The sequence below is a fragment of the Halalkalibacter alkaliphilus genome, assembly GCF_023555415.1.
In the GTDB taxonomy this organism is placed as follows: Bacteria; Bacillota; Bacilli; order Bacillales; family Bacillaceae_D; genus Halalkalibacter; species Halalkalibacter alkaliphilus.
Genome location: NZ_JAKRYL010000038.1, coordinates 1 through 26179, shown reverse-complemented (window position 1 = coordinate 26179; position 26179 = coordinate 1). Strand labels below are relative to the sequence as shown.

Sequence of the window (26179 nt, the reverse complement as noted above, 5' to 3'; positions counted from 1 at the left end):
ATTTGCATCACGCTAGCAATGCAATAAATTAAGGATGAAATTTGCCCTATCGGGTAAATTTCTATTTGGGATTTTCTTGAAAATCCCTGAGATATCATGTACCTCTATTTCGCTTGGCTTTTGTTCAGTTTTCAAAGAACTTGTCCGCCGCTCATTCAACAGCGACATCTAATATATTAACACAACAACCTGTTCTGTGCAACATTATTTGATATTTTATTAAAAACAACACTCAAAAATGTCGAATCACAAGAACAAGAATTACTATAACACAACGAAACATTCTGCGCAAGATCCTTTCCGAAAATAATGATCTAAGAATTTTTTCGCTGAGATTTAATAATTTACCACAATTGCAAACAAAATTCAAATCTTAGAACAACATTTTTTTAATAAACCTACATTCTTCTATATAAATAATTATCACCATAAAATCACTCCATTTATAACTACAAAACAGAACGAAAAAATTAGTCTTTATCTTTTTTTGCTGCTTCTAAAATAACTCACCCTCCAGTTCACAAAATCTGCCCAAAACAAAAACTAAGTTAGTTTATTCCTTCATCAATAACTCCGAAATAAATAATGAAATACTTAACATCACTTGTGGATATATTCACATAATAGTGTTGTACTTTAAATAGAAAAATAGAAAGAATTAACTAGTAAGTCTTAGTTAAGTAGGAGGTCTTATATTATGAATTGAAAAGTAAATCGAGTTGTTCTTATCGGTACAGACACAGTAGGTTGTAGCTATGCCTATTCTTTAATTAACCAAGGTGTTGCAGAAGAATTGGTTCTAATAGATATAAATGAATTACGATCTGAAGGAGAAGCAATGGATCTAAATCACGGTCTTCCGTTCGCACCAACTGCAATGAAAGTATGGAGGAACGTACGAAGACTGCCTACAAGCAGATTTTCACAGCTGGTCTAGCTCAAAAAACCGGAGAAACAAGACTAGATTTGGTTGCAAAAAATACTACGATCTTTAAACAAATAGTCGGTAACATTATGAAAAGTGGTTTTGATGGAATATTCTTAGTAGCAACAAACCCAGTTGATATTATGACTTATGTAACATGGAAAGAATCAAGCTTACCATATTATCGAAAGAAAAGGGGCAACTTATTACGGAATGGGTATGTCTCTAGTACGAATTACGAAAGCCATTTTACAAAACGAAATTAGCGTACTCCCTATATCTGCTTACCTTACTGGCGAATACGGACATAATGATATTTACATCGGAGTACCTGCAATTATTAATCGTAACGGAATTAGAAGCATTTTAGAAATTGAATTGAACGCCAAAGAAAAAAACAATTTGATCAGTCTGTCAAAACTCTTCGTGAGTCCATGGAACACATTTTAGAAATCTAATAAAACCCGACTTCTAAATAGTTATTAGAAGTCGGGTTTACTTTTGAAGTCACTATATTATCCAAATTAGCTAGAAAGCTTATCTTTGTTCTTCTTTTGATCCTCTTCGTATTCAAACTCCCAATAATCCGCATTTTTTATGTTTAATTTCTTAGGATCGAACACAGGATCCTTTCCTTCTTTTTTCTGTTGCTCATAATCTTTTAACACTCGCAAAGCAGGCTTTGCAAGAATTAAAATCGCAATTAAGTTTAACCAAACCATTAAACCTAATCCTACATCACCAAGTGCCCATGCCAGATCTGCCTCTCTGATTGCACCAAAAAATACCGCTAAAAGTAGAACCACTTTCAGAATGAACATACCATACTTTTTATATTTCCCACGTATTAAATACGCTACATTTGTTTCAGCCATGTAGTAATACGCCATAATTGTTGTAAAGGCAAAGAAGAATAACGCAATCGCAACAAAAGAGGCACCAAATCCCGGAAGGACAGATTCAATTGCTGCCTGCGTATAACCTGCTCCCGCTGGGATTTCACTAATGTTATTAACAATATATCCCCCATTTGGACTTTCTACATTGTACATGCCTGTAAAGAGAATCATAAATGCTGTTGCTGAACAAACTAAAAGTGTATCAATATAAACAGAGAATGATTGAACGAGCCCTTGTTTAGCTGGGTGGGAAACCTCAGCCGCCGCAGCTGCATGTGGACCTGTTCCTTGTCCAGCTTCATTTGAGTAGATACCACGTTTAACACCCCATGAAATAGCAAGACCGATAATTCCACCAAACGCAGCATCTGCACCAAAAGCACTACTAAAAATCAAACCAATCACAGCTGGTAACTCAGTAATATTAACCAACACAATAATCAATGAAAGTAGGATATATGCAACTGCCATGAAAGGAACAACAAACTGTGCGACATTCGCAATCCGTTTTACTCCACCAAAAATGATAATACCAATAATAGCAATTAAAATAATACCCGTAATATAAGTGTTGATTGAGAATGCATTTTCCACAGCAACCGCAATGGAGTTAGATTGAATACCTGGCATAAGAAGACTCATAGCTAGTAAAGTTGCAACAGCGAAGATAACAGCGTACCATTTCCAACCTATTCCTTTTTCGATATAATAAGCTGGTCCACCTCGATATTGACCATCTTGCTTTTGTTTGTACATTTGAGCAAGAGTAGATTCAATAAATGCACTAGATGCACCAATAAAAGCAATCATCCACATCCAAAAAACCGCCCCAGGCCCTCCAAACGCAATTGCTGTTGCTGTACCCGCTATATTACCGGTACCGACTCGACCGGAAAGTGCGATGGCCAAAGCCTGAAATGATGAGATACCTGCTGATGAACTCTTGCCCCGGAACGTTAGCCGTACCATATCTTTCACGTGTCTAACTTGTAAAAAACGAGTAAAAATAGAAAACAACAAACCAACACCCAGACAAAAAATAATCATTGGAGTGCTCCACAAAACACCATTCAACCAATTGATTAAATCACTCATATAGATTCCCCCTAACACATTAAATTTTTTTACATTTCTTACTAATTTGAATTATAGGGCATCTATTGCTATATAACAATATAAAAAAACGTAAAATTAAAAATATTAATTCGTCAACATTCGAGTTGTATGTTTTTGTTAGCGCTTTCATATATATATCATTCGTATTCGTAATTGAGATTATTAATAAAACATAAGATCATATCCCTAGCAGAAAAAAGCACCTCATTTTATTTCATTCGAGATGCTTTTTATTATTACAAACAGATTTTATACTTGCATAAGTGCTCTATTTAAATCATCAATAATATCATCAATAGCTTCCGTGCCAATTGATAGACGAATCATTCCCGGTGTAACTCCTGCAGAAAGCTGTTCCTCTCCGGAAAGCTGTTGATGGGTCGTACTAGCCGGATGGATAATGAGAGATTTAGAATCTCCTACATTCGCTAAATGGGAAAATAACTGAACAGATTTTATTACTTTCTTCCCTTCCTCCACTCCACCTTTTATTCCAAATGTTAAGATCGCTCCTTGTCCTTTTGGCATATACTTTTTCGCTAATTCATAAGACGGATGACTTACTAATCCAGGGTAATTCACCCATTCAACAGCCTTGTGCTCTTGTAAGAATTGTGCTACTTCAAGTGCATTTGAGCTATGACGTTCCATTCGTAAGTGAAGCGTTTCCAAGCCTTGCAATAATAGAAACGAGTTAAAAGGAGAAATAGCGGCACCTAAATCTCGCAGCAATTGAACACGAGCCTTAATAATATAGGCAATTGGACCAACCGCCTCCGTGTATACAATTCCATGATAACTAGGGTCCGGCTCAGTTAATCCAGGGTACTTCCCGCTTGAACCCCAATCAAAATTACCACTATCAACAATAACTCCACCTATAGAAGTACCATGACCACCAATAAACTTAGTAGCTGAATGAACTACAATATCAGCACCATGTTTGATTGGCTGTAATAAATAAGGACTTGGGAATGTATTATCAACTATTAATGGGAGATTATGATCATGCGCTATTTTTGCTACCATCTCAATATCTAGTACATCACCTTTTGGATTGCCGATTGTCTCTGCATAGATTGCTTTTGTTTTACTAGTTATTGCATTTTTAAAATTTTGTGGATCATTTGGATCGACGAAGCTAACATTAATTCCCAATTTCGGCAACGTATTTGCAAAAAGATTATACGTTCCCCCATATAAACTCGATGCTGAGACAATTTCATCCCCTGCTTGTGCAATATTTAATATGGAATACGTTATGGCTGCTTGTCCTGATGCAGTTGCAAGCGCTGCCGCCCCCCCTTCTAGTGCAGCAACCCTTTGTTCAAATACGTCTGTAGTTGGGTTCATTAATCTTGTGTAAATGTTCCCAAACTCCTTTAATGAAAATAAATTAGCAGCATGCTCGGTGTCCTTGAACCCATAAGAAGTAGTCTGGTATAAAGGTACAGCTCGAGACATCGTCGTCGGATCAATTTCCTGTCCTGCATGAATAGCAAGCGTCTCTAATTTAAAAGAATCATCAACCGTCATGAACCATCACTCCTAGAATTGTTAATGTATTTAACACAAAATCTACCAGTAGTACAATCCAATCATAGTAACGTTTATCTTTCCTGTCAATTAATCTTTTTGAAAATTCCCACTTTTCCATTCTCCCACATCTATTATCTCTACAATACCAAAATCCAAATAGAAATTTTCAACAAAGGCTATAAATAAGGCATTTGCGAAATAATGCAAATGCCTCCCTCAAAGAACCTTATAATGGAAAAGATAATTTAACTTCTGTTCCTTTTCCTTCTTCACTTACAATATCGATGTCCCCTTTAAAATGTTTGACAATTTGATAAACCATAAACAAGCCAATTCCTTGGCCAGCCACTTCTTGATTAATCTTTTGGTACTTTTGATACAATCTTTCTAAGTTTTCAGGAGTCATTCCGACACCTTTATCTACTATATGTATGTACAAGCGATAATCCTTAACGAAACTATCGATTGTAACCGTTTCGCCCTCATGACTATACTTAATTGCATTACTAAGTAAATTAGATATGATTAATTTGATCCCCATTAAATTCCCATTAATAATCGTATTAGGTGGCACTTCTAAGTTTGAAACAAGCTCAATATTTTGTGTACGTGCTTTAATCGTCATCACTTCTACAACTTCTTTTATCGAGGGCAAAGCTTTTATTAATTTTGTTTTCCAAAATGTATCAATCGTCAGCATTTGTTCCGTTTGAATAATGTGATGGATTTCGTGGTCAATTGCAACCGAATAGTCTTCTATCAAGCTTAGTTTTGCTTGAATATCTGGATCTAGTAACTCCGATTTAAGAATGGTTGCAAATGACTTGATTACAGTTAATGGATTTCTGACTTCATGAGCAACAACATGGATAAAGTCTAATTTCTGACGATAAAAATCGAGTTCTGTTTCGATCTTTTTTTGAGCTGCTAGTGAAGGGAAAACCGTATGATCTTTATGATTGTATAAAGATGATTTCACTAGATCCGTATCTGTCATTAAATACGGATGACTTCTCATCATCTCTGTTTGAACTGAAGCTGGAACTTCCCTTCCATCATAAACACAAACCGTCATATACCCTATTTCACTAACAGTTAAGTCGCATTCACATTCATATCTATTCAAATCTTCTTTATCGTATGTAAGATCTTTCCAAGCTACCTTGCCCCATACTCGAACAGAAAGGTTTTCGTCCACAAATGGTTGAACGGCTGTTTTAAAACTTTCTAATGCTCTCTCAAACTTAAAATCACCATACGTTTGGTAAAACTCAATATTATTTTTATAATGTAAGATTTCATCAATCCCTAACTCTTCTAATTGATTCCCTATTTTTTTTAACACCGCTGCATAAGTATCATAACTTTCAATTATGATTGCATGTTGATTCATCACTTTAGCAGAGAGGATAAAAGAAACCAAATTCTCTATATATCGTTCATCTGAATCATAGAAATAAAGAATATGTGAACCATCTTTCACATGTATTTTCTCTGTTAAGGAAATGGATCTCGTTTTGACTTTCATAATCTACCACCTTTCGAAGTACATTCACTATTGTACAATAAATTCCAAAGAATTAGCACAGCAGCAAATACTCTATATAATAAACTTCCATTCTCATACTAAAACTACCTCCCAACCTGCAAACAAAGTCAAAATTCGACTACTTTTATAAAAATAAAAGATAAAAAAAACTCCTTAAAACCACTATTGCCTCAGTATTTTTGTATGACATAAAAACAATGAGTATAAAACCTAGCCTATACAATTATTTTTAATATGATAAATTAATATTATTAAGAACGTTAAATTTTTATTTAATAAACTTTTCTTATTTCTGTGCAAGAGTTAGTTCCATTCTTGCACTCATTAATAGAAGAAAATCAATTCTTCTATCTTACGTACATATCAATTGAATTCTAAAAAAGAGGTGATTTGAAAACAAAGAAAAAGGATGAACCAAATAAATGTAGTTAATTTCTAAAGGAGGAACTTGAAGATGAAAGCTATAGAAAATTCAAAAACTATCATTCTTTCTTTCATGTTAGTAGGACTTATAGTCACAATGGCAGCATGTGGAGGAAATGAAGAAGCAGGACAAAGCGATGGAATTGGGTCGATTGATACGATTACATTCGCCGATGCAGGATGGGACAGCATTCGCATTCATAACGCAATCGCTAAAAATATTATCGAAAATGGTTTTGGTTATAACACGGAGTCAATGCCAGGTTCAGAAACCGGTTCGCTTATAGGTATTGGCAACGGCAGTTTAGATGTATACATGGAAATTTGGACAGGGAATTTCTACGATCAATATACAGAAGCAATTGATAATGGAGAAATTATTGAATTAGCCGTGAACTTTGATGATACAGCAGAAGGTTTGTATGTTCCTACGTATGTAATTGAAGGGGACGCAGAGCGAGGCATTGAGCCATTAGCACCAGGATTAAAGTCAATTCATGATTTACCTGAATACTGGGAAGTGTTCCAAGATCCAGAAGATACTTCCCAAGGAAGAATTTATGGCTCAATACCTGGCTGGGCAGCAGATAATGTACTAGAAGCAAAAATGATCAATTACGGGTTAGAAGATACGTTCACATACTTCCAGCCTGGATCAGATACAGCTTTAAATACTTCATTAATTAACGCGTATGAAAACGGTGAGCCTTGGGTGGGTTACTACTGGGAACCAACTTGGATTGCTGGAATGTATGACATTACCCTTCTTGAAGACGAACCATATGATGAAGCATTATGGAATAACGGGTATTTAACTGAGTTTCCGTCTCAACGATTAACGATTGCTGTGCAAAATCAGTTTCCTGAGCAAGCACCCGAAGTTGCAGAATTCTTAAGCAACTATACGACAAGCGCTGAAATTACAAATGAGTTACTTGCACACATGCAAGAGACTGATGCAGAAAATGAAGAAGTTGCTGTATTCTTCTTACAAGAATATGAAGATGTATGGACAACATGGGTATCAGAAGACATTGTTGAAAAAGTAAAAGCAGGGCTTTAACAAACATAGGCTTGGCTAAGGACTATTTTAGTCGAGGGCATTGATAAAGATCGACTTTCACCTTTTCAGTGCCCTTTAGTCAGGCTTTTTTCTAAGCACTGGTTAGACTTATTTTAGGAGGTGAATTGGTTGCACTTTTCTAATTGCAACTAAAGAAGCATGAACAATTTCCCTGACTCGTTACGGTTTGAATTAGGAAAACATATAGAAACATTTGTTAGATGGTTAGACACGAATTTCTCTGGACTATTTGACGCCATTAGCGCATCGCTCCTTTGGGTCATGGTCCATATGGAAAATTACTTAATTATGATTCCATGGTGGTTAGTAATACTTGTTGTGTTCATATTAGGTTGGCGTTGTGCCTCCATTGTTTCTGGGATCGTCTTTTCCTTGTTAATGATCTTAGTTGGTTCTTTTGGCTATTGGGATTATACGATGATGACATTAGCAATAGTTTTAGCTTCTGTCTTTATCTCATTGCTATTTGGGATCCCGATTGGAATAGCTATGGCGTACAATCGTACGACAGAAGCCATCATGAAACCAATATTAGATGCGATGCAGACGATGCCAAGCTTTGTGTACTTAATTCCGGCTATGATTTTCTTTGGACTAGGTAAAGTCCCAGCTGTCATTGCGACTATCATTTATGCAATTCCACCGGTAATTAGGTTAACAAACCTTGCTATTCGTAGAGTATCAAAAGATATGGTTGAGGCTGCTTATTCTTATGGCTCCTCCCCTATGCAAGTATTAACAAAGGTTCAATTGCCTCAAGCTCTTCCAACGATTATGACTGGAATTAATCAAACAACGATGATGGCACTAGCAATGGTCGTTATTGCATCAATGATTGGGGCTCAAGGCCTTGGTATGGAAGTATTAATTGCCATTAACCGTATTGATATTGCACGAGGTTTTGAAGCTGGACTTGGTATTGTTATTTTAGCGATTATCATGGACCGAATTTCACAAGGAATTGCAAAGAATTCTCAAGTAAAAGAATAGAAAGCTATTAGAAAGTAGGAGTTCGATTATGACAGAAAAAGTAAAAGTGGAAAACTTAACGAAAATATTCGGACGAAATCCCAAATCTGTACTACTGAAAGTAAAACAAGGTGTGTCGAAAGAAAAAATTCTAAAAGATACAAAACATACAGTTGGAATACACGATATTTCTTTAACGGTGAGCGAAGGTGAAATGTTCGTTATCATGGGGCTCTCCGGAAGTGGTAAATCTACGTTAATCCGTTGTTTAAACCTTTTAAATAAGCCAACAGACGGGAAAATAATCGTAGATGGGGAAAATATTGTTGACTACTCTAAACAAGAGCTACGCACGTTTAGACAAAATAAAATTGCGATGGTCTTCCAGCATTTTGGGCTCTTTAGTCATAAAAATGTTATTGACAACGTTCAATATGGTCTAGAAGTGAAGAATACAGACAAAGAAGAACGCTATGAAAAAGCAAAACAAGCGCTAGCCAATGCTGGCCTTGCTGGCTGGGAAGAGAAAATGCCTCATGAATTAAGTGGCGGGATGCAGCAACGTGTTGGACTTGCTCGGGCGCTGGCAACTGATCCAGATATTTTGCTGATGGATGAACCTTTCAGTGCTCTCGATCCTCTTATTAAACGAGATATGCAGCTTGAATTAATGGAACTTCAAGCAAAATTGAAAAAAACCATTATCTTTATCACTCATGATATAAACGAAGCATTTAAAATTGGTGATCGTGTCGCCGTAATGAAGGATGGACAGATTGAACAAAGCGGGACACCAGAAGAAATTATTGAAAAGCCAAAAAGTGATTATATTAAAGACTTCGTTAAAGATATTGACCGTTCGAAAGTCTTACAAGCTAGTAATGTTATGTACAAACCTTCATCTATCGTTTCCCTAAAAGAAGGTTTAAAATCAGCAGTAAACGAAATGCGTTCTAATGGTATTTCTAGTGTGTTCGTTGTTGATAGTCAGCGGAAATTACATGGACTTGTTACGATTGACGATACGGTAAAAGCTATAAAAGAAAACAAAACATTAAAAGACATTTTAATCGATAGGTACCATATAACCGATCCTGATACGTATTTACAAGATTTAATTCCAAAAGCAACCGAATCAAAATATCCACTTGCTGTTGTTGATGAAAACAATAAGCTTCTTGGACTTATTTCAAGAGTGTCGGTATTATCAGCATTGGTTTAATTACTAGTGCCCCGTGCTATTTAGAGGGAAGTGAAAAGGCGAAAAGCGACCTTTTTCAGTTCCCTCTTTACTTGCACAGGTTTTTTTCGTTTACCTATCGGATTTTATGACCAATCGAAGTGAAGATTTATCATATTCTAATGGCAGTAATGAAAATTTAGCCAGTCTGATGTGGGTCGTAAATGGTTATTTGCACATATGTTAATGTATCAGCTTTATCAGGAGGAACAAGATATGACTCATACGCATTCAATTAAAAAACAACTTCCATTGTTCTTAGCAAATTGCTGTTTACAAACGTATTTCCAATATACCAATGACGGCGAATTTACAATTCCAAAAGGATACAAATTACTAGCAAATGTAAAAGCAAATGCGATTGGTATTAGAGAATGGTTTGGATTTATTTTGGAATCCAAAAAGAGTGTCATCATTGCTTTTCGAGGAACAGACTCTAATCCAGATTGGATAGTCGATGCTGAAGTATCACAAGTTCCATTCCCATATACGAAAGAATCATTTTTCGTTCACGAGGGCTTTTCCTCTATTTATCAATCATGCAGAGATGACATAATCGACACCTTGGAACAAATCCCTTTAAAAAAGCAAGTATATGTTACAGGGCATAGCTTAGGTGCCGCAATTGCAACATTATGTGCTTTTGATCTATCAGAGCACGGATTCAACGTCTCTCTTTATAACTTTGCAAGTCCTAGAGTTGGAGATCCTGAATTTACAAAAGCATTTGATCAGTCTGTCCAAAAAAGTTACCGATTCGTTAATATGTATGATATTGTACCACTTCTTCCCCCAGAATCTATTTATAGTCCTTTATTAGATCAAACGTTTCATTATCAGCACATTAAAGACGCAGATACATTTGGTATTCAAACAGATACATTAAGCGGCAATCACAGCATCTATACGTATATTAAAGGTGTAAAAGATTTCTAGATGAAAGGGTTATCCTAAAGGTCTGCTTATTGACCAGGGATAACCCTGTTTATTTACATTTGGGGTTTGATCGCTTTTATTAAAATAGACTCTCCCATAAACGACTCGACTTTCCCATCGTTGATCTTCAGACGGAATTTGTCATGTAACTCATACGATGAGGTAATCATGTGCTCAGTTAATATCTCTTGCTTCTTTGGTTCAAGATTCATCATCTGACACCAATTATTAAAATTAAAATGCTTTTTAAATCGATAAGACTCCTCAATTTCAAAGCCAGCTTCTTCTATCATTTTATACCACTCTGATTTCTTCCAAGCACGATAATGACTAGGATCTCGATCTTTTTCAATTTTATTATAAAAAGAATCAAAATCATCTCGTTCTGGGGCTACATTATCAATAAATAACACCGTCCCTTCCGCTTTTACAACTCGGAATGCTTCCCTTACAAAAGCAAGAACATTTGGAAAATGATGTGCAGCAATTCTACACGTGACAACATCAAAGCTATGATCATCAAATGGTAAACGTTCGGCATCACCTTGGACAAATGTAACATTTTCGTGACCATTAGAATCGATGAATCCTTTTGCTGCCGCAAGAATTTCTGTAGTCAAATCTAATGCCACCACCTCTTTAACAACTGGGGCTAATGCATTGGCGACATGCCCTCCTCCTGTAGCGATATCCAGGCATTTTTCGGTGCCTTTCACTTGGGAGATTTCGAGAAGTTTTTGTAAGTCCTCTCCCTTAGCATGTGTATTGCTCGTTACATAGTTACGTGCATTTTTTCCAAACTGAGCTTGTACGTTAGCTTTCGTGTTATCTTCAGCCATGGAATCACATCCTTTTTTAACATTCATGAATTGGTTTGCCTCTTTATTATAACGCATAATGTTAATTTATGGATGACCTCCCCTTTCAACTAACCTGTTAATAACATCATGTTCTCCGTTATTTATAACACTACTAATTTACCTTTCTGTGACCGTTTTAACAGTCTACTTTATTTATTTTTATTATAGTTAACATATAAATGACAAAAGGAGTGCTCGTATGATTACAAATGAATATATAGATAGAATGCAAGGGAACAGACAGAAAGTTAAATTGATATTGCCAAAAGAACATGGTACGTGGATGATGTTTTTCTTACCATATTTGTTAGCAGTAGCTCTCTTTAGTCCAGTTCTATTGCACATTCCATTTTTACTTGGTTGGTTCTTTCTTTTTTTAGCGTCTACCCCGTTATTAAATATCATTCGAAACCGCAAACTGAAAACAGAAATGATGCCATGGCTTGTTAGTTATTCAATCATTGCTATTATCTTTTTACTACCCGTCATCTGGTTAACTCCCGTTTTACTATTAATTGGCATCTTTCTTATCCCTTTGCTGATCATTAATGTTTATTTTATCAAGGCTCGAAACGAACGAAGCCTATGGAACAATCTAAGCGGAATTATCACGTTTGCATTAGGTGGAGTTGCTGCTTCAATTCTTGGTCAAGCAGATATCATTAGTGCTATTTTCCTACTAATATTTGTCACGTTTTATTTTACGGGAAGTGCTTTTTATGTAAAATCACTCATTCGAGAACGAAAAAATGCCCGCTTTAAGAAAATATCCCACACGTATCATGCATTCCTATTGCTCATTCCTTTTTTACTTGGAAATCCCCTGTTAGTTTTTGCTTATTTACCAGGAGCAATTAAAGACTGGACCACATCTAGGAAAAAGCAAATGAAATCTATGAAGATAGGAATGATTGAAATAGTGAATGGTATCGTCTTTTTCATCGTTAGTATAATCATCATTTAATAATCAGACTTCAAAAACCCAGTCACTCAAATTAAAGTGACTGGGTTTCTGCTAATTCATTCTTTTGTTTTGGAATATAGATACAATATGGTTCACCTTGTAAATAGTCTCCGGTAACAGCATAAGCTCTTGCCCTTGAACCACCGCACAGATTTCGGTATTCACAATCCCCACACTTCCCCTTGAATTGATCGGGCTCACGTAATTGCTTAAACACGGAATTTTCTCTATATATGGCTGCCAAAGACTCGCTCCTCACATTTCCACAATGAATCGGAAGGAATCCACTCGGAAATACATCACCTATATGGGAGATAAAAACAAACCCGTTCCCATCATTTACCCCTTTTGGAGCACGGCCTAAAATATCTTTCCTTCTCTTTTCTTGCCGTTCCCCCTTCGCCTTCATCGATTCTCTTTGCATAAGTACTCTTCTAAAATGAGGAGCTTCAGTTGTTTTAATATCAAATGTCGCTGTATCTTTTATTTCTGCAAGCCAATGTAATACTTGTTCATGTCTTTCTGGGGAAATGGGTTCCATATTAGAAGCTCTCCCTGTCGGAACAAGAAAAAATACACTCCAAAGTACAGTTCCTAGTTGTTCCATAAGCTCAGCCATCTTCTCAAGTTCATCTACATTGTAATGAGAAACAACCGTATTAATTTGAATAGGCATGTTTAAATCTTGCAAATGTCGTATTGCTTTCATTGTTAAATCAAACGAGCCCTTCGTCCCCCTAAAATGATCATGAATCTCTTTGTTAGGACCATCTAAACTAAACGCCCACCTCGATAAACCAGCAGCTTTTGCTTTCTCCATCGCTTTTTTTGTTACTCTTGGGGTTGCACTTGGAGTCATAGAAACACGTACACCCTTTTTCACGGCATAGTCAATTAAATCATATAAATCTTCTCTCATTAAGGGATCCCCACCTGTAAAAACAAGTAATGGATTTCCCATCTCATAGATTTGATCTATTAAATTTGTTCCCTCTTCAAAAGAAAGTTCTCTAGGGTCGCGAAGATGTTGTGCTTCAGCTCGGCAGTGTAAACATTTCAATGCGCAGGCTCTCGTGACTTCCCAAATAACGATAAATGGATTTTTTTTATAATCAATGTTCATATCAATCCCCTCCTACATCAATATTCGTTTTTCTAAGCTTAACAAAAGATAAAACGTACAGAGGTGACTGAGATCACAGAACAAGAATGTTCAACAGTTAGTCATTAATTATGTGATCCATAAAGCCAATTCAGGTTATTTTCAGTAACTAGCTATGATTTGAATATGGTTCATACAAGAGAGGAATTGATGAGCCCTTACTGGTTTACTAAAATAATAACCTTGCCCTACATCACAATTTTGTTGCTGGAGAGTTGTTACTTGCCTCTTATTTTCAATCCCTTCAGCTGTGACATTAAATCCTAAGTTTTTCCCCATAGTAATAATCGTATTAATAATAATTTCACCATCAACATCTAACTCATGTATAAATGATTTATCGATTTTAATAGTATCAACTGGTAGTTTTTTCAAATAACTTAATGATGAATACCCCGTTCCAAAATCATCAATCGAAATTTTCACTCCCAACCGCTTTAATTCAGATAACGTTTTTCTTGCTACTTCTATATTAAGGAGAACTCCTTCTGTAATTTCAAGTTCTAAATAAGATGGATCTACCATCGTCTCATCAAGAATATATTTTAAATCTCTTACAAAATATTCGTCTCTAAACTGTACTGGTGATACATTCACAGAAACTTTTCGCAAATGATGGCCGCTTATTTGCCAATTTCTTAATTGCTTGCAAGCAGTAGAAATGATCCATCTACCGATAGGAATGATAGCACCCATTTCCTCCAAGATGGGAATAAATTCTGTTGGGCTGATCATCCCGAACTTCGCGCTATCCCATCGTAATAATACTTCAGCTCCCTCAACATCCATATTATTCAAATTAACGAGTGGCTGATATACTAGGAAAAATTCGTTTGACTCTTGCGCTTTTTCTGCTTCCTGCTGAAGTTGATAGTACCTTTCCATTTCAAGGCTTTGCTTTGGTGTACTAAAACTATAAGTATGTCCACCCTGTTGTTTTGCTTGATACATCGCATGATCAGCCTCTTTCAATAGACGTTCAAAAAATTCCTGATAGTTATTGTTTTCAGCCGGGATATAATCTAGACTTACACCAATACTCGCTGACACTGATAACTTTTTATTTTGAATATAAAAAGGCAATGATAGCTGGTTTTCAATTTTTTGAATAACAGAAACTACCTCTTGTTTATTTTTAATTTTATCAAGAATGATTACAAATTCATCCCCACCTTGACGTGTAAGAAAATCCGTTTTACGAAGACAATCTTGTAACCTCTGTCCCGCTTCTTTTAGAACCAAATCTCCAATTGTATGTCCATACTGGTCATTAATTGATTTAAAACGGTCAAGATCTAAAAATAAAAAGGCTACCTGATCATTCATTTTAGACTTTATCTGAAAGTCGCTAAGCCACTTGTTTAATTTGTTTCGATTCGGTAATAATGTCAATGGGTCTAAATAAGCCATAGACTGCATTTGTTCTTCAATTTGTTTTCTCTCTGTAATGTCGTGACGAATAGAAACGTATTGATAAGGCACACCTTCTTCATCTAGAAAAGGTACAATTGTTGTATCAACCCAATAATACGTACCATCCTTCGCTTTATTTTTAAACTCGCCTTTCCACACTTCACCTTTTGTAATCGTTTCCCATAATGATTGGATGAATTCTTTGCTATGGTGCCCCGAATTAATAATTCGATGGTCCTTCCCGACTAATTCTTCACGGCTATACTTGGATATTTCACAGAACTTATCGTTTGCGAATCGAATCATTCCTTTTTTGTCCGTTATAGCAACAATAGACGATTCATTTATTGCAGACTCGATGTCCTTTAGTTTCTTTAAAGCATGGTTCAATTCGTCCTCTAAGCTCATATGTTTCCCCCATTTCTCTCTAACACTGCTCCATCTATTGTACAGGAAATAGCTCAAATTTCGGTGTGATCTTTGTCACACAACTGCATACACGAATAAGAGCATCCATAATTGAATGCTCTTCTCTCTTATTTTAATAAACTATGCAGAAAATCTAGTCGTTGCTTTGCATTCCCTTTTACTATGATATCTACGCCACTGTCTATATTTTGGTCTATTGTTTCTCCTCTATATACCTTGGCTGCAGCTTCGACACTTAAATACCCCATATCATAAGGATTCTGAGCGACCGTTCCTGATAATGCCCCACTTTCTATTAATTCGACCATTTCTGTTAGTCCATCCGCACCTGTAACAGGAATGGTCAGACCATGATCTTGAATAACATGTAGCGCACTTAGAGCCATACCATCTGTCGTTGCTACCACTCCTTTTAAATCAGGATGAGCTTCTAAAATGGTTTCCATTACTTCTTTTACCTGTTCAGGTTCGTTTGATAATTGCGTAATAATAGCAGCTACGTTAATCCCAATTTCTTTTAATCTTACTTCTGCTCCTCTCATTCGATCCCCAGCAACAGGACTATCCTCATCACCGGTAATGATTGCTACCTTATCTCCTGGCTGTAATTGGGAGCCTATTAGGGAGCCTGCTCGGCGACCTAAATCAAAGTTGTCCGTACCAACATAAGAGGTTTTATTCTCCCACGCAGCATCCGTATCTAAAAGCAGAACAGGTATATCTTTGTCAATAAACCGTTCTAACGGAATGATCAAAGAATCAGGATGGATCGGTGATACAATTAGTACATCTGGATCATCATCAAGAATCCTTTCTAACAACTCGATTTGCTCTTCTGTCGTTGCATTGGCAGGGGCGAGTACGTTTCCGTTGACTCCAAAATCACGGAAGCCTTTCTCTGCTCCAGCAACAACAACATCCCAATACTCCGTCCTTTGTTCTTTGAGAAGAACTGTAATCGTAGGTTTTCCCTCAGCAAAAGGGTTAGAAATAAAACTTATTAGAGCAATCACAATCACGGAAGCAATAAGGAGGATGGATCTAGTTTTCAATGCTTCTACCTCCTTTCATTCTTTTTTATGAATTAAAGCGAATTGAAAAAATCGTTCCCGTATCCCCTGTTGTTATATATATATCAGCTTGATGACGTTCTGCCACACTATAACAAATCGCTAGACCTAACCCTGTGCCCTCTTCTTTAGTTGTAAAGAAAGGAGTACCTATTTTTTCAATAATGTCTGGGCTGATCCCTTCTCCTTGATCTTGAATTTCTAGGACAACATCTTTGTTTTCTGTATAAGTTCTAATTGCAAGTTCTCCTCCAGGAGTCATTGCGTCAAGTCCATTAAGGGCAATGTTTAAAATAATTTGGCGAATCTCTTTTTCATCCAAATAAATATCAGGACATTCATGTAAATCAAGAATCGCTTCTTTACTTGATCGTAAAGCTTCTGCTTGAATAAGTGGAAATAAGGATTCAATGATATTATTAATACTTTGTGATTTTTTGTCACTTACTTTATTTTTGGCTAAATTTAGAAATTCCGTAATGATAGAGTTAGCCCTATTTAATTCGTCCAACATTAAGTCAACAATCTCTAACTTCAAAGGGTCACGGCTACTCTTTGCTACTTGCAAAAAACCATGAACAGTTGTCATCGGATTTCGAATTTCATGAGCAATCCCTGCTGCCATTTCACCAATTAAGTTCAGTCGATCTAACCTAGCCATTTCATTCTCTAATAGGACTCTATCTGTTATATCTGTTACAACAATGAGAGCACATTGTTTAGAATGCAGCGTAATTAATTCAGTTGAAAGTAAGCCAGATCGTATTTGTCCACTTTTCGTTTTATAAGTGATTTTTTGATTACGACTCGGCGTTTGTAAGTCTTGGTAATGGCAATTTGATTCTTCTATACAATAAAGCAAGCCCAAATTAAGAGAATTTAATTCTTCGTTACTATAACCTGTATATTCTATCCATCTCTCATTTACATCAATAAATGATTTGTCATCTAAGGAAAAAATGGCTAGCAAATTGGGGCTAGACTCAAACATCTTCTTAAAGCGCTCCTGAGAGGCTAATAGGTGCTCGGCTATTTTTTTTCGCTCAACAATCTCAGTCTTTAATTTTTCATTGGCTATTAGAAGCTCCATTGTTCTCTCTTGAACAATCGTTTCCATATCTATATACTTTTGCTTTTTGTCTTCCTCCATTTGTTTTCGTTCAGTTATGTCCCTAATTGTGCAGACAAAAATTTCATGACCTTCTACAGTCGTTTTCCCAACTTGTATATCCGCATGAAACCAACTTTTATCTTTACGTAAGGCAATAACTTCGAAAACACGTTCCCCTGCTTGCTTGATAAACGACATGTCAATTTGTTTTGACTTTGCTTCTTTTTCTACTGTATCAATAAGAAACAGACTCCCGATCTGATAATCAACAACTTCTTCATACGAATAACCGAACATGCTTTTAATAGCTTTATTCACTGATAATATTTTTCCATACGTATCAAAAGTAACAATAGTATCAAGGATCGTATCTCCAATTACCTTTGCTAACGCTTCTGACCTTCGTAAATCTAGCGTTGTCAGATCCAACTTCTCGTTTATTTCTTGAATTTCAGCTGTTTTCTCAGCTTCATTTTGAATCAGCTGTTCTTCATGGTTTTGATGAATTTTAACAAATTGCTTTATTTTTTGTTTAAGCAGTTCAGGCTCATACGGTTTAAAAATATAATCAATCGCCCCAACGGAATAACCTTGATGAACATGCTCAACATCTTGACTAATAGCCGTAATGAAAATAATCGGAATATTTTTTGTTTTCTCACGCATTTTTATTAGTTTTGCTGTTTCAAACCCATTTAGTCCTGGCATTTGTACGTCTAATAAGATCACTGCAAAGTCTTGTTTGAGCATATATTTTAACGCTTGTTTCCCTGAGGTCGCACTAACCAAATTGTAGTTAGGAGATGTGAGTACTGCTTCCAATGCTAGTAGATTTTCTGGATGATCATCAACCATTAATATATTTACTTTTTTGGTACTTGTACTATCTATTTTTACGGTACAGTTTTTCTGTTGCATCGATTTCTTCATAACAGTTTCCATGACTAGTAAATTTAATCCCCTCTCTTTTCCCCAACCCAAGAAAGCCTTGCAAGCTAAGGCTTTCATAGAGAAGCTGATGTACTTTATTTTGCAGTTCTTTGTTAAAATAGATTAGGACATTGCGACAGATAATGATATCAAACTCATTAAAAGTATGATCCGTTACTAGATTATGCTGTGCAAATATTACATTAGTCTGTAAAAAAGGACGGAAAACAACTTGTTCACCGATGGCCTTATAATACTCAGAGAAAGCCCTTTTCCCGCCCGCTTCAAAATAATTTTGAGTGTACTGCTGCATTCCATCAATTGAAAAAACACCTTTTTTTGCCTTGCTTAAGTTACTCTCGTTTATATCGGTAGCATATATTTTCGATTTTTCATAGAGACCTTCTTCATATAAGAGAATTGCCATCGAGTAGACTTCTTCGCCAGTTGAACTCCCGACATGCCAAATACGGATCGTCGATTTATCCCTTATTTTTGGGAACACTCTTGTACGTAATACTTTAAAAAAAGAAGGATCTCGAAACATTTCTGTTACATTGATTGAAAAGTCACAAAATAGGCTTTCCATCACTGCTGGATCATGCAAAATCTTTTCCTGCAATGCCGAAATACTTGGAAGTTTCTCATTTCGCACACGATGATGAATTCTTCTTTGAATGAAAGGCAAAGCGTACCCCCTGAAATCATAGCCATAACAACGGTAGATGGCTTCAAGCAATAAATCTATCTCAATCTTTTCAATTTCATCAATTGGTTTCCTAACTATATTATTGAATATGTTCACCTACTCTTTTTTTCTATACAACCAAACATTCATGAGTGAGAACAACTGATCTAAATCAATTGGCTTACTTATATAATCGGATGCACCTGCTTCAATACACTCATCGCGGTTATGCTTCATCGCTTTGGCTGTTACAGCAATGATTGGAAGAGATGCAAATGGTGGCTTTTTACGTATAATCCTCATAGCCTCAAAGCCGTCCATATCTGGCATCATAATGTCCATTAAAATTAAATCGGTATCTGGATTATCCCGCAACTCCAATAATGCTTCTTTGCCACTTTCAGCAAAATTAATATCCATTTCGTACTTTTCAAGCGCTGATGTTAAAGCAAACACATTTCTAACATCATCATCAACGATAAGAATTTTTTTTCCTTTCAGTAACGCTTTATATTGTTGTTGTATTGCTATCTCCTCGTGGTCTGAAGATATACTTGTTACTAACTCTTGATCAATAGTTGCTGCGACTTCAACAATAGCAGAAGAATTGTCCTCTACTTCAATAGATTCATAATATGGTAAATACAAAGTAAATGTACTACCCTTTCCTTCAACACTGAGTATATCGATATGACCGCCTAATAAATAAGCGATTTCTCTACTAATTGAAAGTCCTAAGCCTGTTCCGCCATATTGTCTACTTGTCGTACCGTCAGCTTGCTTAAATGCCTCAAAGATCGTACCTTGTTTCTCTTTCGCTATTCCAATTCCTGTGTCCGTTACAGAGAAAGCCAGCATCGGTTGTAAATCATTCACTTTCTGAATGACTAATGACACACTGCCTTTATCAGTAAATTTAAAGGCATTGGAAAGTAAATTTTTTAATATTTGTTGTAATCGATGTTCATCTGTACTCAGGTAGTCTGGAATATTCTCTTCAGCTTTTACGGTAAAGCTCACACCTTTTTGGCGAGCGATAGGAGCAAACTGCCGCTCTACATAATTTTGGACTTTTTGAAGTTCTACCTCTTTTGGCACAACTTCTAATTTTCCTGATTCGACTTTTGCCAAATCTAAAATATCATTGATTAAATGAAGCAAGTCTTGCCCGGAAGAATAAATTGTTCGGACATATTCCTCTTGCCTACCTGTTAGATTGCCATCACCATTCTCAGAAAGAATCTTTGCCAAAATCAATAAACTATTAAGAGGCGTTCTAAGCTCATGAGACATATTCGCTAAGAACTCCGATTTATATTGAGAGCTTAACTCAAGCTGTTGGGCTTTTTCTTCAAGTGCCTCTCGTACTTTTTCTAGCTCTGTTTTCTTTAATTCTGAACTTTCGTATTGCTCTTCCAATTTCTCATTCGTTGTACGTAATTCTTCTTGTTGCACTTGCAGTTCTTCGGATTGTGCTTGTAATTCTTCAGTTAAGCTTTGAGATTCTTGTAATAATTTATCCACTTTCATACGATTTGCAATGCTATTCATTGTAATACCAAGGTTGCTCATAATTTCTTCTAGCAATTTAACTTGAGAAGTACTAAAAGAATGCAATGAGGCAATTTCAATTACAGCCAAAACTTCCCCTTCAAATTTGACTGGTAAAATAATGCTATATTTTGGTGAAGTCACACCAACTCCCGAATGAACTTTAACATAATTATCTGGAATATCCGTTAAATAGATTGTTCTCTGCTCAGCTGCACACTGACCTATTAACCCTTCGCCAATCTTAAAGCGATCAAAGTTATTGCTTTGATCCGATAGCGCATAGGCTGCCCTTTTTTTCATGTACTGCTGATCTTCTTCCACTTCCTTTAAATAAAAAATCCCCGCACTCCCTCCTACCATAGGAACAAGCTTCATAATTAACATATCCGCTAACATCTGTACATTTTTTACTTCAGGATACATGGTAGCTATTTCAGCAATTTTTGTTTGTAGCCAACTATGTTCTTCTGCTTCATTCTTTAAACGTTTTTCTAATTTACTTTGTCTTTCCAGCTCTGTCGCCATTTTATTAAAAGCGGTAGCAATTTTTCCAAATTCATCCTTCGAGAGTACAGCAATTCGCGGCAATTCACCGACGTTCCTACTCGTCACACTTTCCATTACAGTCGTTACATTGTTTAGGTTTTTCGTAATACTTCTAATAATCCATAACGTAATCGCAATTGCTAATCCTAGACCAACTGCAAGATAGATGTAGATCATCTTAACAGCCCAATTGTATGTATCTCTCGATCTAAATAGTTCATTTTTAAGCTCTTGCTCTTGCAAACCATGGAGAAGTTCCCCAATCTGAAGCATTCTTTGACGAGTGATTTCTGCTTCTTCCCAAAGCGTCGGCTCGATTGAATTATCACTATCTAATCGTTGAATCGTTAACACTTGTTGCGCAATATCTTGGTACGATGTATGCAGTGTTTTGAATTTTGCAATTAATTCTTGTGACTTTTGTTGAGTGTCATGCTTTTCAAGTGACTCAAGAGAGAGCTTTAAGTTTACATTGGACTGTTCCCATCCATTCATCCTCGTTAAGAAATTCTCGTTTGATTGATCAGCTGTTATTTCTCGCATCTCTCTACCGATATTAGCTGTTTCATACATAATGTCTGAACTCATATTGATGCGATCATTCAATTCATTAACGACAACATGCATTTCAACTGTCGATTTCTCAAGCATATTCAACAAAATAATAACTACAATAGAAATTAATAATAAAATAGTCCCAATACTAGCATAAAGTTTTGTTCTAAATTTCATATTCCCTCCGGTAACCAATCAATATGATTTATTATAAAATTTTTCGACCTTCTAAATAAAAAATTACTAATTTTCAGTTTTTTCTCACTCTTCTAAAAATACATAATTAGTCTTTTTTTGATTACATATGACAATTATTTACCTTTATTATAATACACTCTACCACAATTAAAATAGATATCTTGAATATATCTTTTAAAATTCTAGTAATAATTTATCATAAATGGTTTCTTTAATAGATGTAATAGTAAAAAAGCAGTCATTTGTAAATAATAAATTTATCTTAAAAAATAGGAGGGACGTACATGAAAAATAAAAATAAAACCGTCTCGGGAACGGATATCGATAAAGTAAAACGTCTGAATGCTCAGTCTGGCCTAACGTATAATGAAGCAAAAGTAATGCTTGCAAAGAAAAGAGGAATCAAATCAAGATATATAAATAATAGAAAGAGAGCTATATCCACTAGGACAAAGCTCTCTTCTTTAGCATTAATCTGTCATCTGAAAATAGGATCCGCTAGCTGTAAATATTTTTCCGTATAAATCCCATTTTTTATCGAAAAAATAAAATATCATTACTTTGGAGGTGGATGACTTTGTTTGATGTTGCTGATTGGTTGCTACTTATTACTTTTGGTGCATTCTTCATAATTTGTATTAGCTTAGCGATCTGGGTAAGCAAACGTAAGAAACGTAATAATTAAATACTTCTTTTTCTTATCCCCTATCTAAATCATTCTTTTTTTATAAAAAGAATATTAATAATTGCGACGCTATCGCCACAAATATAAGGGCAAAGGGATACGCTGCAGCATATGCGATAGACGGGTCTTCTGAGTCAATTAATTGATTAACGGCTCCGAGCCCAGGTGTACTCGTCAATCCTCCACAAAGTGCCCCTAAGGAATGAACCATACTTAACTTAAATAGTTTCCTTGCTACAAGAAAACCAATGAAAATAGGAACGATCGTTATCAAAGCTCCACCTACGACTAAACTTAAACCTTCTTTTTGTACGACATCTACAAGACCTTGCCCTGCGGTCGTTCCTGCCCCTGCTAAGAAGAGCACGAGCCCAATGTCTCGAATTACTTGGTTTGAAGGTTGAAAAAATCGGGCACGTATCGGTCCTATTTTACCATAGTGGCCAATAAGTAATGCCACAAATAACGGACCTCCTGCTACTCCTAATGTGATCGTACCTAGATACGGTAATTGTACCGGGATCATCCCAACGATGATACCAATTAATAAAATTAAACTTAATGAAAATATATGAACATTCGTCACAGTTAACGTTTTTTTGCTGAATAATTTTTCTACAATATTTATACGGTCTTCACTACTAACTAGAGTTAGAACGTCACCGCGTTCTAGACGCCATTTTGAACTTTGATTAAACTCGAATCCTCCTCGCTCCATTCTTGTCACCGTGACCCCATACATTCTTCTTAATTCTAATTCCCTAATGTTCTTACCAATCATCTCTTCTGAATCAACAACTACTTTACGTAGCTTCACATGATCAGAGTTAGTAAAGTCAGATGAAACTTCTCTACCGATATCCTGACAAAACGTATCTAAGTCTTCTGCTAATCCAACAGCAACAAGATGATCACCTTTTAATATTACAGTATCGTTAAGTGCAATTATATTTCGATCTCCACGGATCACTCGACTAATTACAACTGATTTATACTTATGAAAACGTAATTCCTTCAAAGTACGCTTATTCACCTTCGAGCTGACAACTTCTATTGTCCGTACTTCGGGTGAACCTTCTGTTTTAACCGGATCTGCATATTTTTTTAGATCCTTCATCAGATCAACTTTTAAAACCCTCGGCAATAATTGGACAAATAGTACAACAGCAATCACACCAAAAGGATATGCAATTCCGTATCCAACTGATGCTAACGGGTCATTCGTTGCTTGTAGTGCTGCCGCTAGCCCGGGTGTACTAGTTAACGCACCAGTCATTAAGCCAATGCTTAATGCAGGGGATAACCCGAACACATGAGAAACAAATATAGTCGTTATAGCCGCAATTAAAACAATCAGTAGACCAATAATGCCAAAGATTAACCCGCTAGATCGCATCATCCTAAAAAAACGCGGCCCTGCTTGTAAGCCTACAGCAACAATAAACAAACTTAACCCTAAATTTTGTACAGTAGAGGAAACTTGATACCCGAAATGGCCAAATAACATTGCAACAAGAAGCACCCCAGAAGTACCTAAACTAAGTCCCCTAATTTTTGCTTGTCCAAGCATTGATCCTAGAAATAAGATCATAAATAATAAAAACAAGGGCTCTTCTAATAACGAAAAGAATAATTCCACTTTTCATCCTCCATCTATTCCACGACTACTTACGTTACATATATTATACATTTTTGAACGCTGAATTTCTTATATATGCTCATTCCTTCACAAGATCTCCTACTTTTTTAGAGGACACGGAAAAAAGTCAACTTTCCCTTTCCGTGATCCTCCATTCAAAGTGCAGAGCCGTTGCCAAGTATTTAAAGCCTCCCTACCATGAATTTGACATCCATTAAGGAGTGTAATTTTTTCATAGACTACTTTCTTTTTTGGTGAGCGACCATTTATTTTGTTTCATTTTTAGTTTTGACGTTAACTCCATAAACCATTGTTGATCCCTCGTAGACAGAGCTAAATCGATGAAATTTAAAAGCTCCGCCTCAGAAAAATTGGTTAATGGTGCTTGCTTTTCAATATCCTTCTTTTCAATTCGAATGGTTCTTCCTATAAACTCGGTATTATCACTAAACAATACTTTCAAGCGAACTAATGGGTGGTATGGCTCTACACTTTCTATATACCCATGTACCCACTCATCATTTCTTGTTTTTCCTTTAATCCAGTCACCTTGTTTTAGTTCTTTATTGTTATAAGCCTCCATTATTTATTCACCAACCTTTGTCATACCCATTTTGGTATTTTCATTAACCTTTGACTAAGTTGAGAATCTTCACTAAAAACACTTTCTTTGCAAAAAAATCTTTCTTCGCATAATCATTATATTCACTCTCTAAAATTTTTTCTTGGGCTAATCGACACTTTTGTACAATCATTATATTAGAGCCGTTTCATCATCTAATTTATGCATCATTAAAGATGAATTTCTTAACCGTTCCTTTATAAGGAATCTAATTATTTAATAAAATTTTCTTGTATGATATAGTACGCTTGCAGTCTTTCACAACGTGCTTTTTGTTTTACACGAAACGAAAAAACAATAGTTTTTTGAAAGGAGTTACAATGACATTACCGAAGAAAAGTGTCCTATCTCAACAAAAGGTTATGAATATGCTTAATAAAGCGATACAAAAAGCAACGGAATTAGACATTAAAATTAGTATTGCTGTTGTGGATGACGGCGGGAACCTCATGGGCTTCATTAGAATGAATGGCGCTAAGCTAATACCTAGTAGCATTGCTCAAAACAAAGCATATACTGCAGCAGGATTCGGTATTCCAACAGGAGATTGGTATGAAAGAATAAAAGACAAGCCTGCTCTATTACACGGAATTGTTCACACAGATAAAATGACTATTTTTAGTGGTGGTCAACCTATTTATGATGGAGCCGACCTAATAGGTGGAATCGGCGTTTCTGGGGGTTCAGAGGAACAAGACAATGACTGTGCCTTAGCTGCCCTGAGTGTTATTCATATATAATACAGTTACCAGAGGAAAGGAAAAGAAGTTAGTTTTCAGCTTATTGTCCCTACTTCCTAGTAAAAAATGGGGGTTTCTCAAAAGGCCTGTTTTGGACCTTTGAGAAACCCCCGAAGAAATGAGCCGAGTCACTACACCTTTTAAAAGCCTTGATTAGTGGTTGTATCGTTTCCCCTCTCAAGCCGCTTAACGAACGGAGCCCTTACCTCCTCAGTTCCTAGATTTTTGAGATAGTACCATTCTTTTTTAGAGCTTAATGCAAATATTTTTTAGTTCACTGTAGAATTCGAAGCTATGCATTCCGCCTTCACGTCCGATTCCACTTTGCTTCAA

General features: G+C 36.0%; 21 protein-coding genes and 2 pseudogenes. 9 read left to right on the top strand and 14 right to left on the bottom strand.

Going from position 1 to position 26179, the window contains the following annotated elements; all coding sequences use genetic code 11:
- Positions 1-727: 727 nt before the first annotated feature.
- Together MF646_RS21770 and MF646_RS21765 are read left to right on the top strand one after the other, a co-directional pair.
- Positions 728-1191: pseudogene (locus MF646_RS21770) on the top strand (lactate/malate family dehydrogenase).
- On the top strand, positions 1139-1375 hold the full coding sequence (locus tag MF646_RS21765; RefSeq protein ID WP_338035527.1) for a hypothetical protein: 237 nt from the start codon (positions 1139-1141) through the stop codon (positions 1373-1375). Before MF646_RS21770 ends, MF646_RS21765 begins: the two are co-directional and overlap by 53 nt.
- 74 nt (positions 1376-1449) lie before the next feature.
- Here MF646_RS21765 and MF646_RS21760 read toward each other — a convergent pair whose 3' ends face one another.
- From MF646_RS21760 to MF646_RS21750, 4 genes are all read right to left on the bottom strand, one after another.
- The gene (locus MF646_RS21760; RefSeq protein WP_250098603.1) at positions 1450-2919 is read right to left on the bottom strand and encodes an alanine/glycine:cation symporter family protein; all 1470 of its coding nucleotides are present in this window, start codon (positions 2917-2919) and stop codon (positions 1450-1452) included.
- Positions 2920-3189: 270 nt separating this feature from the next.
- On the bottom strand, positions 3190-4476 hold the full coding sequence (locus MF646_RS21755; RefSeq protein WP_250098602.1) for a homocysteine synthase: 1287 nt from the start codon (positions 4474-4476) through the stop codon (positions 3190-3192).
- Positions 4466-4597: a hypothetical protein gene (locus MF646_RS23355; protein WP_275980410.1), complete on the bottom strand. Its 132-nt coding sequence runs from the start codon at positions 4595-4597 to the stop codon at positions 4466-4468. Before MF646_RS23355 ends, MF646_RS21755 begins: the two co-directional genes overlap by 11 nt.
- 108 nt (positions 4598-4705) lie before the next feature.
- A complete protein-coding gene (locus MF646_RS21750) occupies positions 4706-6007 on the bottom strand; it encodes an MEDS domain-containing protein (protein ID WP_250098601.1) in 1302 nt (433 codons plus the stop codon).
- A gap of 475 nt (positions 6008-6482) precedes the next feature.
- Between MF646_RS21750 and MF646_RS21745 the strand changes: the two genes are divergently transcribed.
- From MF646_RS21745 to MF646_RS21730, 4 genes are all read left to right on the top strand, one after another.
- Entirely contained in the window at positions 6483-7514 is a 1032-nt protein-coding gene (locus MF646_RS21745) for an ABC transporter substrate-binding protein (protein WP_250098600.1), read from the top strand.
- Positions 7515-7673: 159 nt separating this feature from the next.
- Positions 7674-8525, top strand: coding sequence for an ABC transporter permease (locus tag MF646_RS21740; protein ID WP_250098599.1), 852 nt, complete (start codon positions 7674-7676; stop codon positions 8523-8525).
- A gap of 28 nt (positions 8526-8553) precedes the next feature.
- The gene (locus tag MF646_RS21735) at positions 8554-9726 is read left to right on the top strand and encodes a quaternary amine ABC transporter ATP-binding protein (protein WP_250098598.1); all 1173 of its coding nucleotides are present in this window, start codon (positions 8554-8556) and stop codon (positions 9724-9726) included.
- Positions 9727-9960: 234 nt separating this feature from the next.
- Entirely contained in the window at positions 9961-10680 is a 720-nt protein-coding gene (locus MF646_RS21730) for a lipase family protein (RefSeq protein ID WP_250098597.1), read from the top strand.
- Positions 10681-10733: 53 nt separating this feature from the next.
- On the opposite strand, the gene MF646_RS21725 is transcribed toward MF646_RS21730, so the two are convergent.
- A complete protein-coding gene (locus MF646_RS21725; protein WP_250098596.1) occupies positions 10734-11519 on the bottom strand; it encodes a class I SAM-dependent methyltransferase in 786 nt (261 codons plus the stop codon).
- Positions 11520-11739: 220 nt separating this feature from the next.
- On the opposite strand from MF646_RS21725, the gene MF646_RS21720 reads away from it, so the two are divergent.
- Positions 11740-12504, top strand: a complete 765-nt coding sequence (locus MF646_RS21720) for a YwiC-like family protein (RefSeq protein ID WP_250098595.1) — start codon at positions 11740-11742, stop codon at positions 12502-12504.
- A gap of 31 nt (positions 12505-12535) precedes the next feature.
- Here MF646_RS21720 and MF646_RS21715 read toward each other — a convergent pair whose 3' ends face one another.
- The 6 genes from MF646_RS21715 to MF646_RS21690 all read right to left on the bottom strand — a co-directional run bounded on the left by MF646_RS21715 (position 12536) and on the right by MF646_RS21690 (position 22139).
- Positions 12536-13627, bottom strand: a complete 1092-nt coding sequence (locus MF646_RS21715) for a TIGR04053 family radical SAM/SPASM domain-containing protein (protein WP_250098594.1) — start codon at positions 13625-13627, stop codon at positions 12536-12538.
- 141 nt (positions 13628-13768) lie between these two features.
- Entirely contained in the window at positions 13769-15487 is a 1719-nt protein-coding gene (locus tag MF646_RS21710) for a putative bifunctional diguanylate cyclase/phosphodiesterase (RefSeq protein ID WP_250098593.1), read from the bottom strand.
- Positions 15488-15615: 128 nt separating this feature from the next.
- The gene (locus MF646_RS21705) at positions 15616-16560 is read right to left on the bottom strand and encodes a sugar ABC transporter substrate-binding protein (protein ID WP_250098592.1); all 945 of its coding nucleotides are present in this window, start codon (positions 16558-16560) and stop codon (positions 15616-15618) included.
- 25 nt (positions 16561-16585) lie between these two features.
- Positions 16586-18607 carry a PAS domain S-box protein gene (locus tag MF646_RS21700; RefSeq protein ID WP_250098591.1) on the bottom strand — a complete coding sequence of 674 codons (2022 nt, stop codon included), beginning with the start codon at positions 18605-18607 and terminating at the stop codon, positions 16586-16588.
- Complete coding sequence (locus MF646_RS21695) at positions 18573-19382, bottom strand: CheR family methyltransferase (protein WP_250098606.1); 810 nt, start codon at positions 19380-19382, stop codon at positions 18573-18575. Before MF646_RS21695 ends, MF646_RS21700 begins: the two co-directional genes overlap by 35 nt.
- Before the next feature lie 42 nt (positions 19383-19424).
- Positions 19425-22139, bottom strand: a complete 2715-nt coding sequence (locus MF646_RS21690) for a response regulator (RefSeq protein ID WP_250098590.1) — start codon at positions 22137-22139, stop codon at positions 19425-19427.
- Positions 22140-22444: 305 nt separating this feature from the next.
- Between MF646_RS21690 and MF646_RS21685 the strand changes: the two genes are divergently transcribed.
- Positions 22445-22684 carry a hypothetical protein gene (locus MF646_RS21685; RefSeq protein WP_250098608.1) on the top strand — a complete coding sequence of 80 codons (240 nt, stop codon included), beginning with the start codon at positions 22445-22447 and terminating at the stop codon, positions 22682-22684.
- Between the two features lie 201 nt (positions 22685-22885).
- Here MF646_RS21685 and MF646_RS21680 read toward each other — a convergent pair whose 3' ends face one another.
- Both MF646_RS21680 and MF646_RS21675 read right to left on the bottom strand, forming a co-directional pair.
- Positions 22886-24484, bottom strand: coding sequence for an aspartate:alanine exchanger family transporter (locus MF646_RS21680; RefSeq protein ID WP_250098589.1), 1599 nt, complete (start codon positions 24482-24484; stop codon positions 22886-22888).
- A gap of 232 nt (positions 24485-24716) precedes the next feature.
- Positions 24717-25067: an IDEAL domain-containing protein gene (locus MF646_RS21675; RefSeq protein ID WP_250098588.1), complete on the bottom strand. Its 351-nt coding sequence runs from the start codon at positions 25065-25067 to the stop codon at positions 24717-24719.
- 359 nt (positions 25068-25426) lie between these two features.
- On the opposite strand from MF646_RS21675, the gene MF646_RS21670 reads away from it, so the two are divergent.
- A complete protein-coding gene (locus tag MF646_RS21670; RefSeq protein WP_250098587.1) occupies positions 25427-25846 on the top strand; it encodes a GlcG/HbpS family heme-binding protein in 420 nt (139 codons plus the stop codon).
- A 246-nt stretch (positions 25847-26092) separates the two neighbouring features.
- Here the strand turns inward: MF646_RS21670 and MF646_RS21665 are convergent.
- Positions 26093-26179: pseudogene (locus MF646_RS21665) on the bottom strand (aldehyde dehydrogenase family protein); the annotation flags it as partial.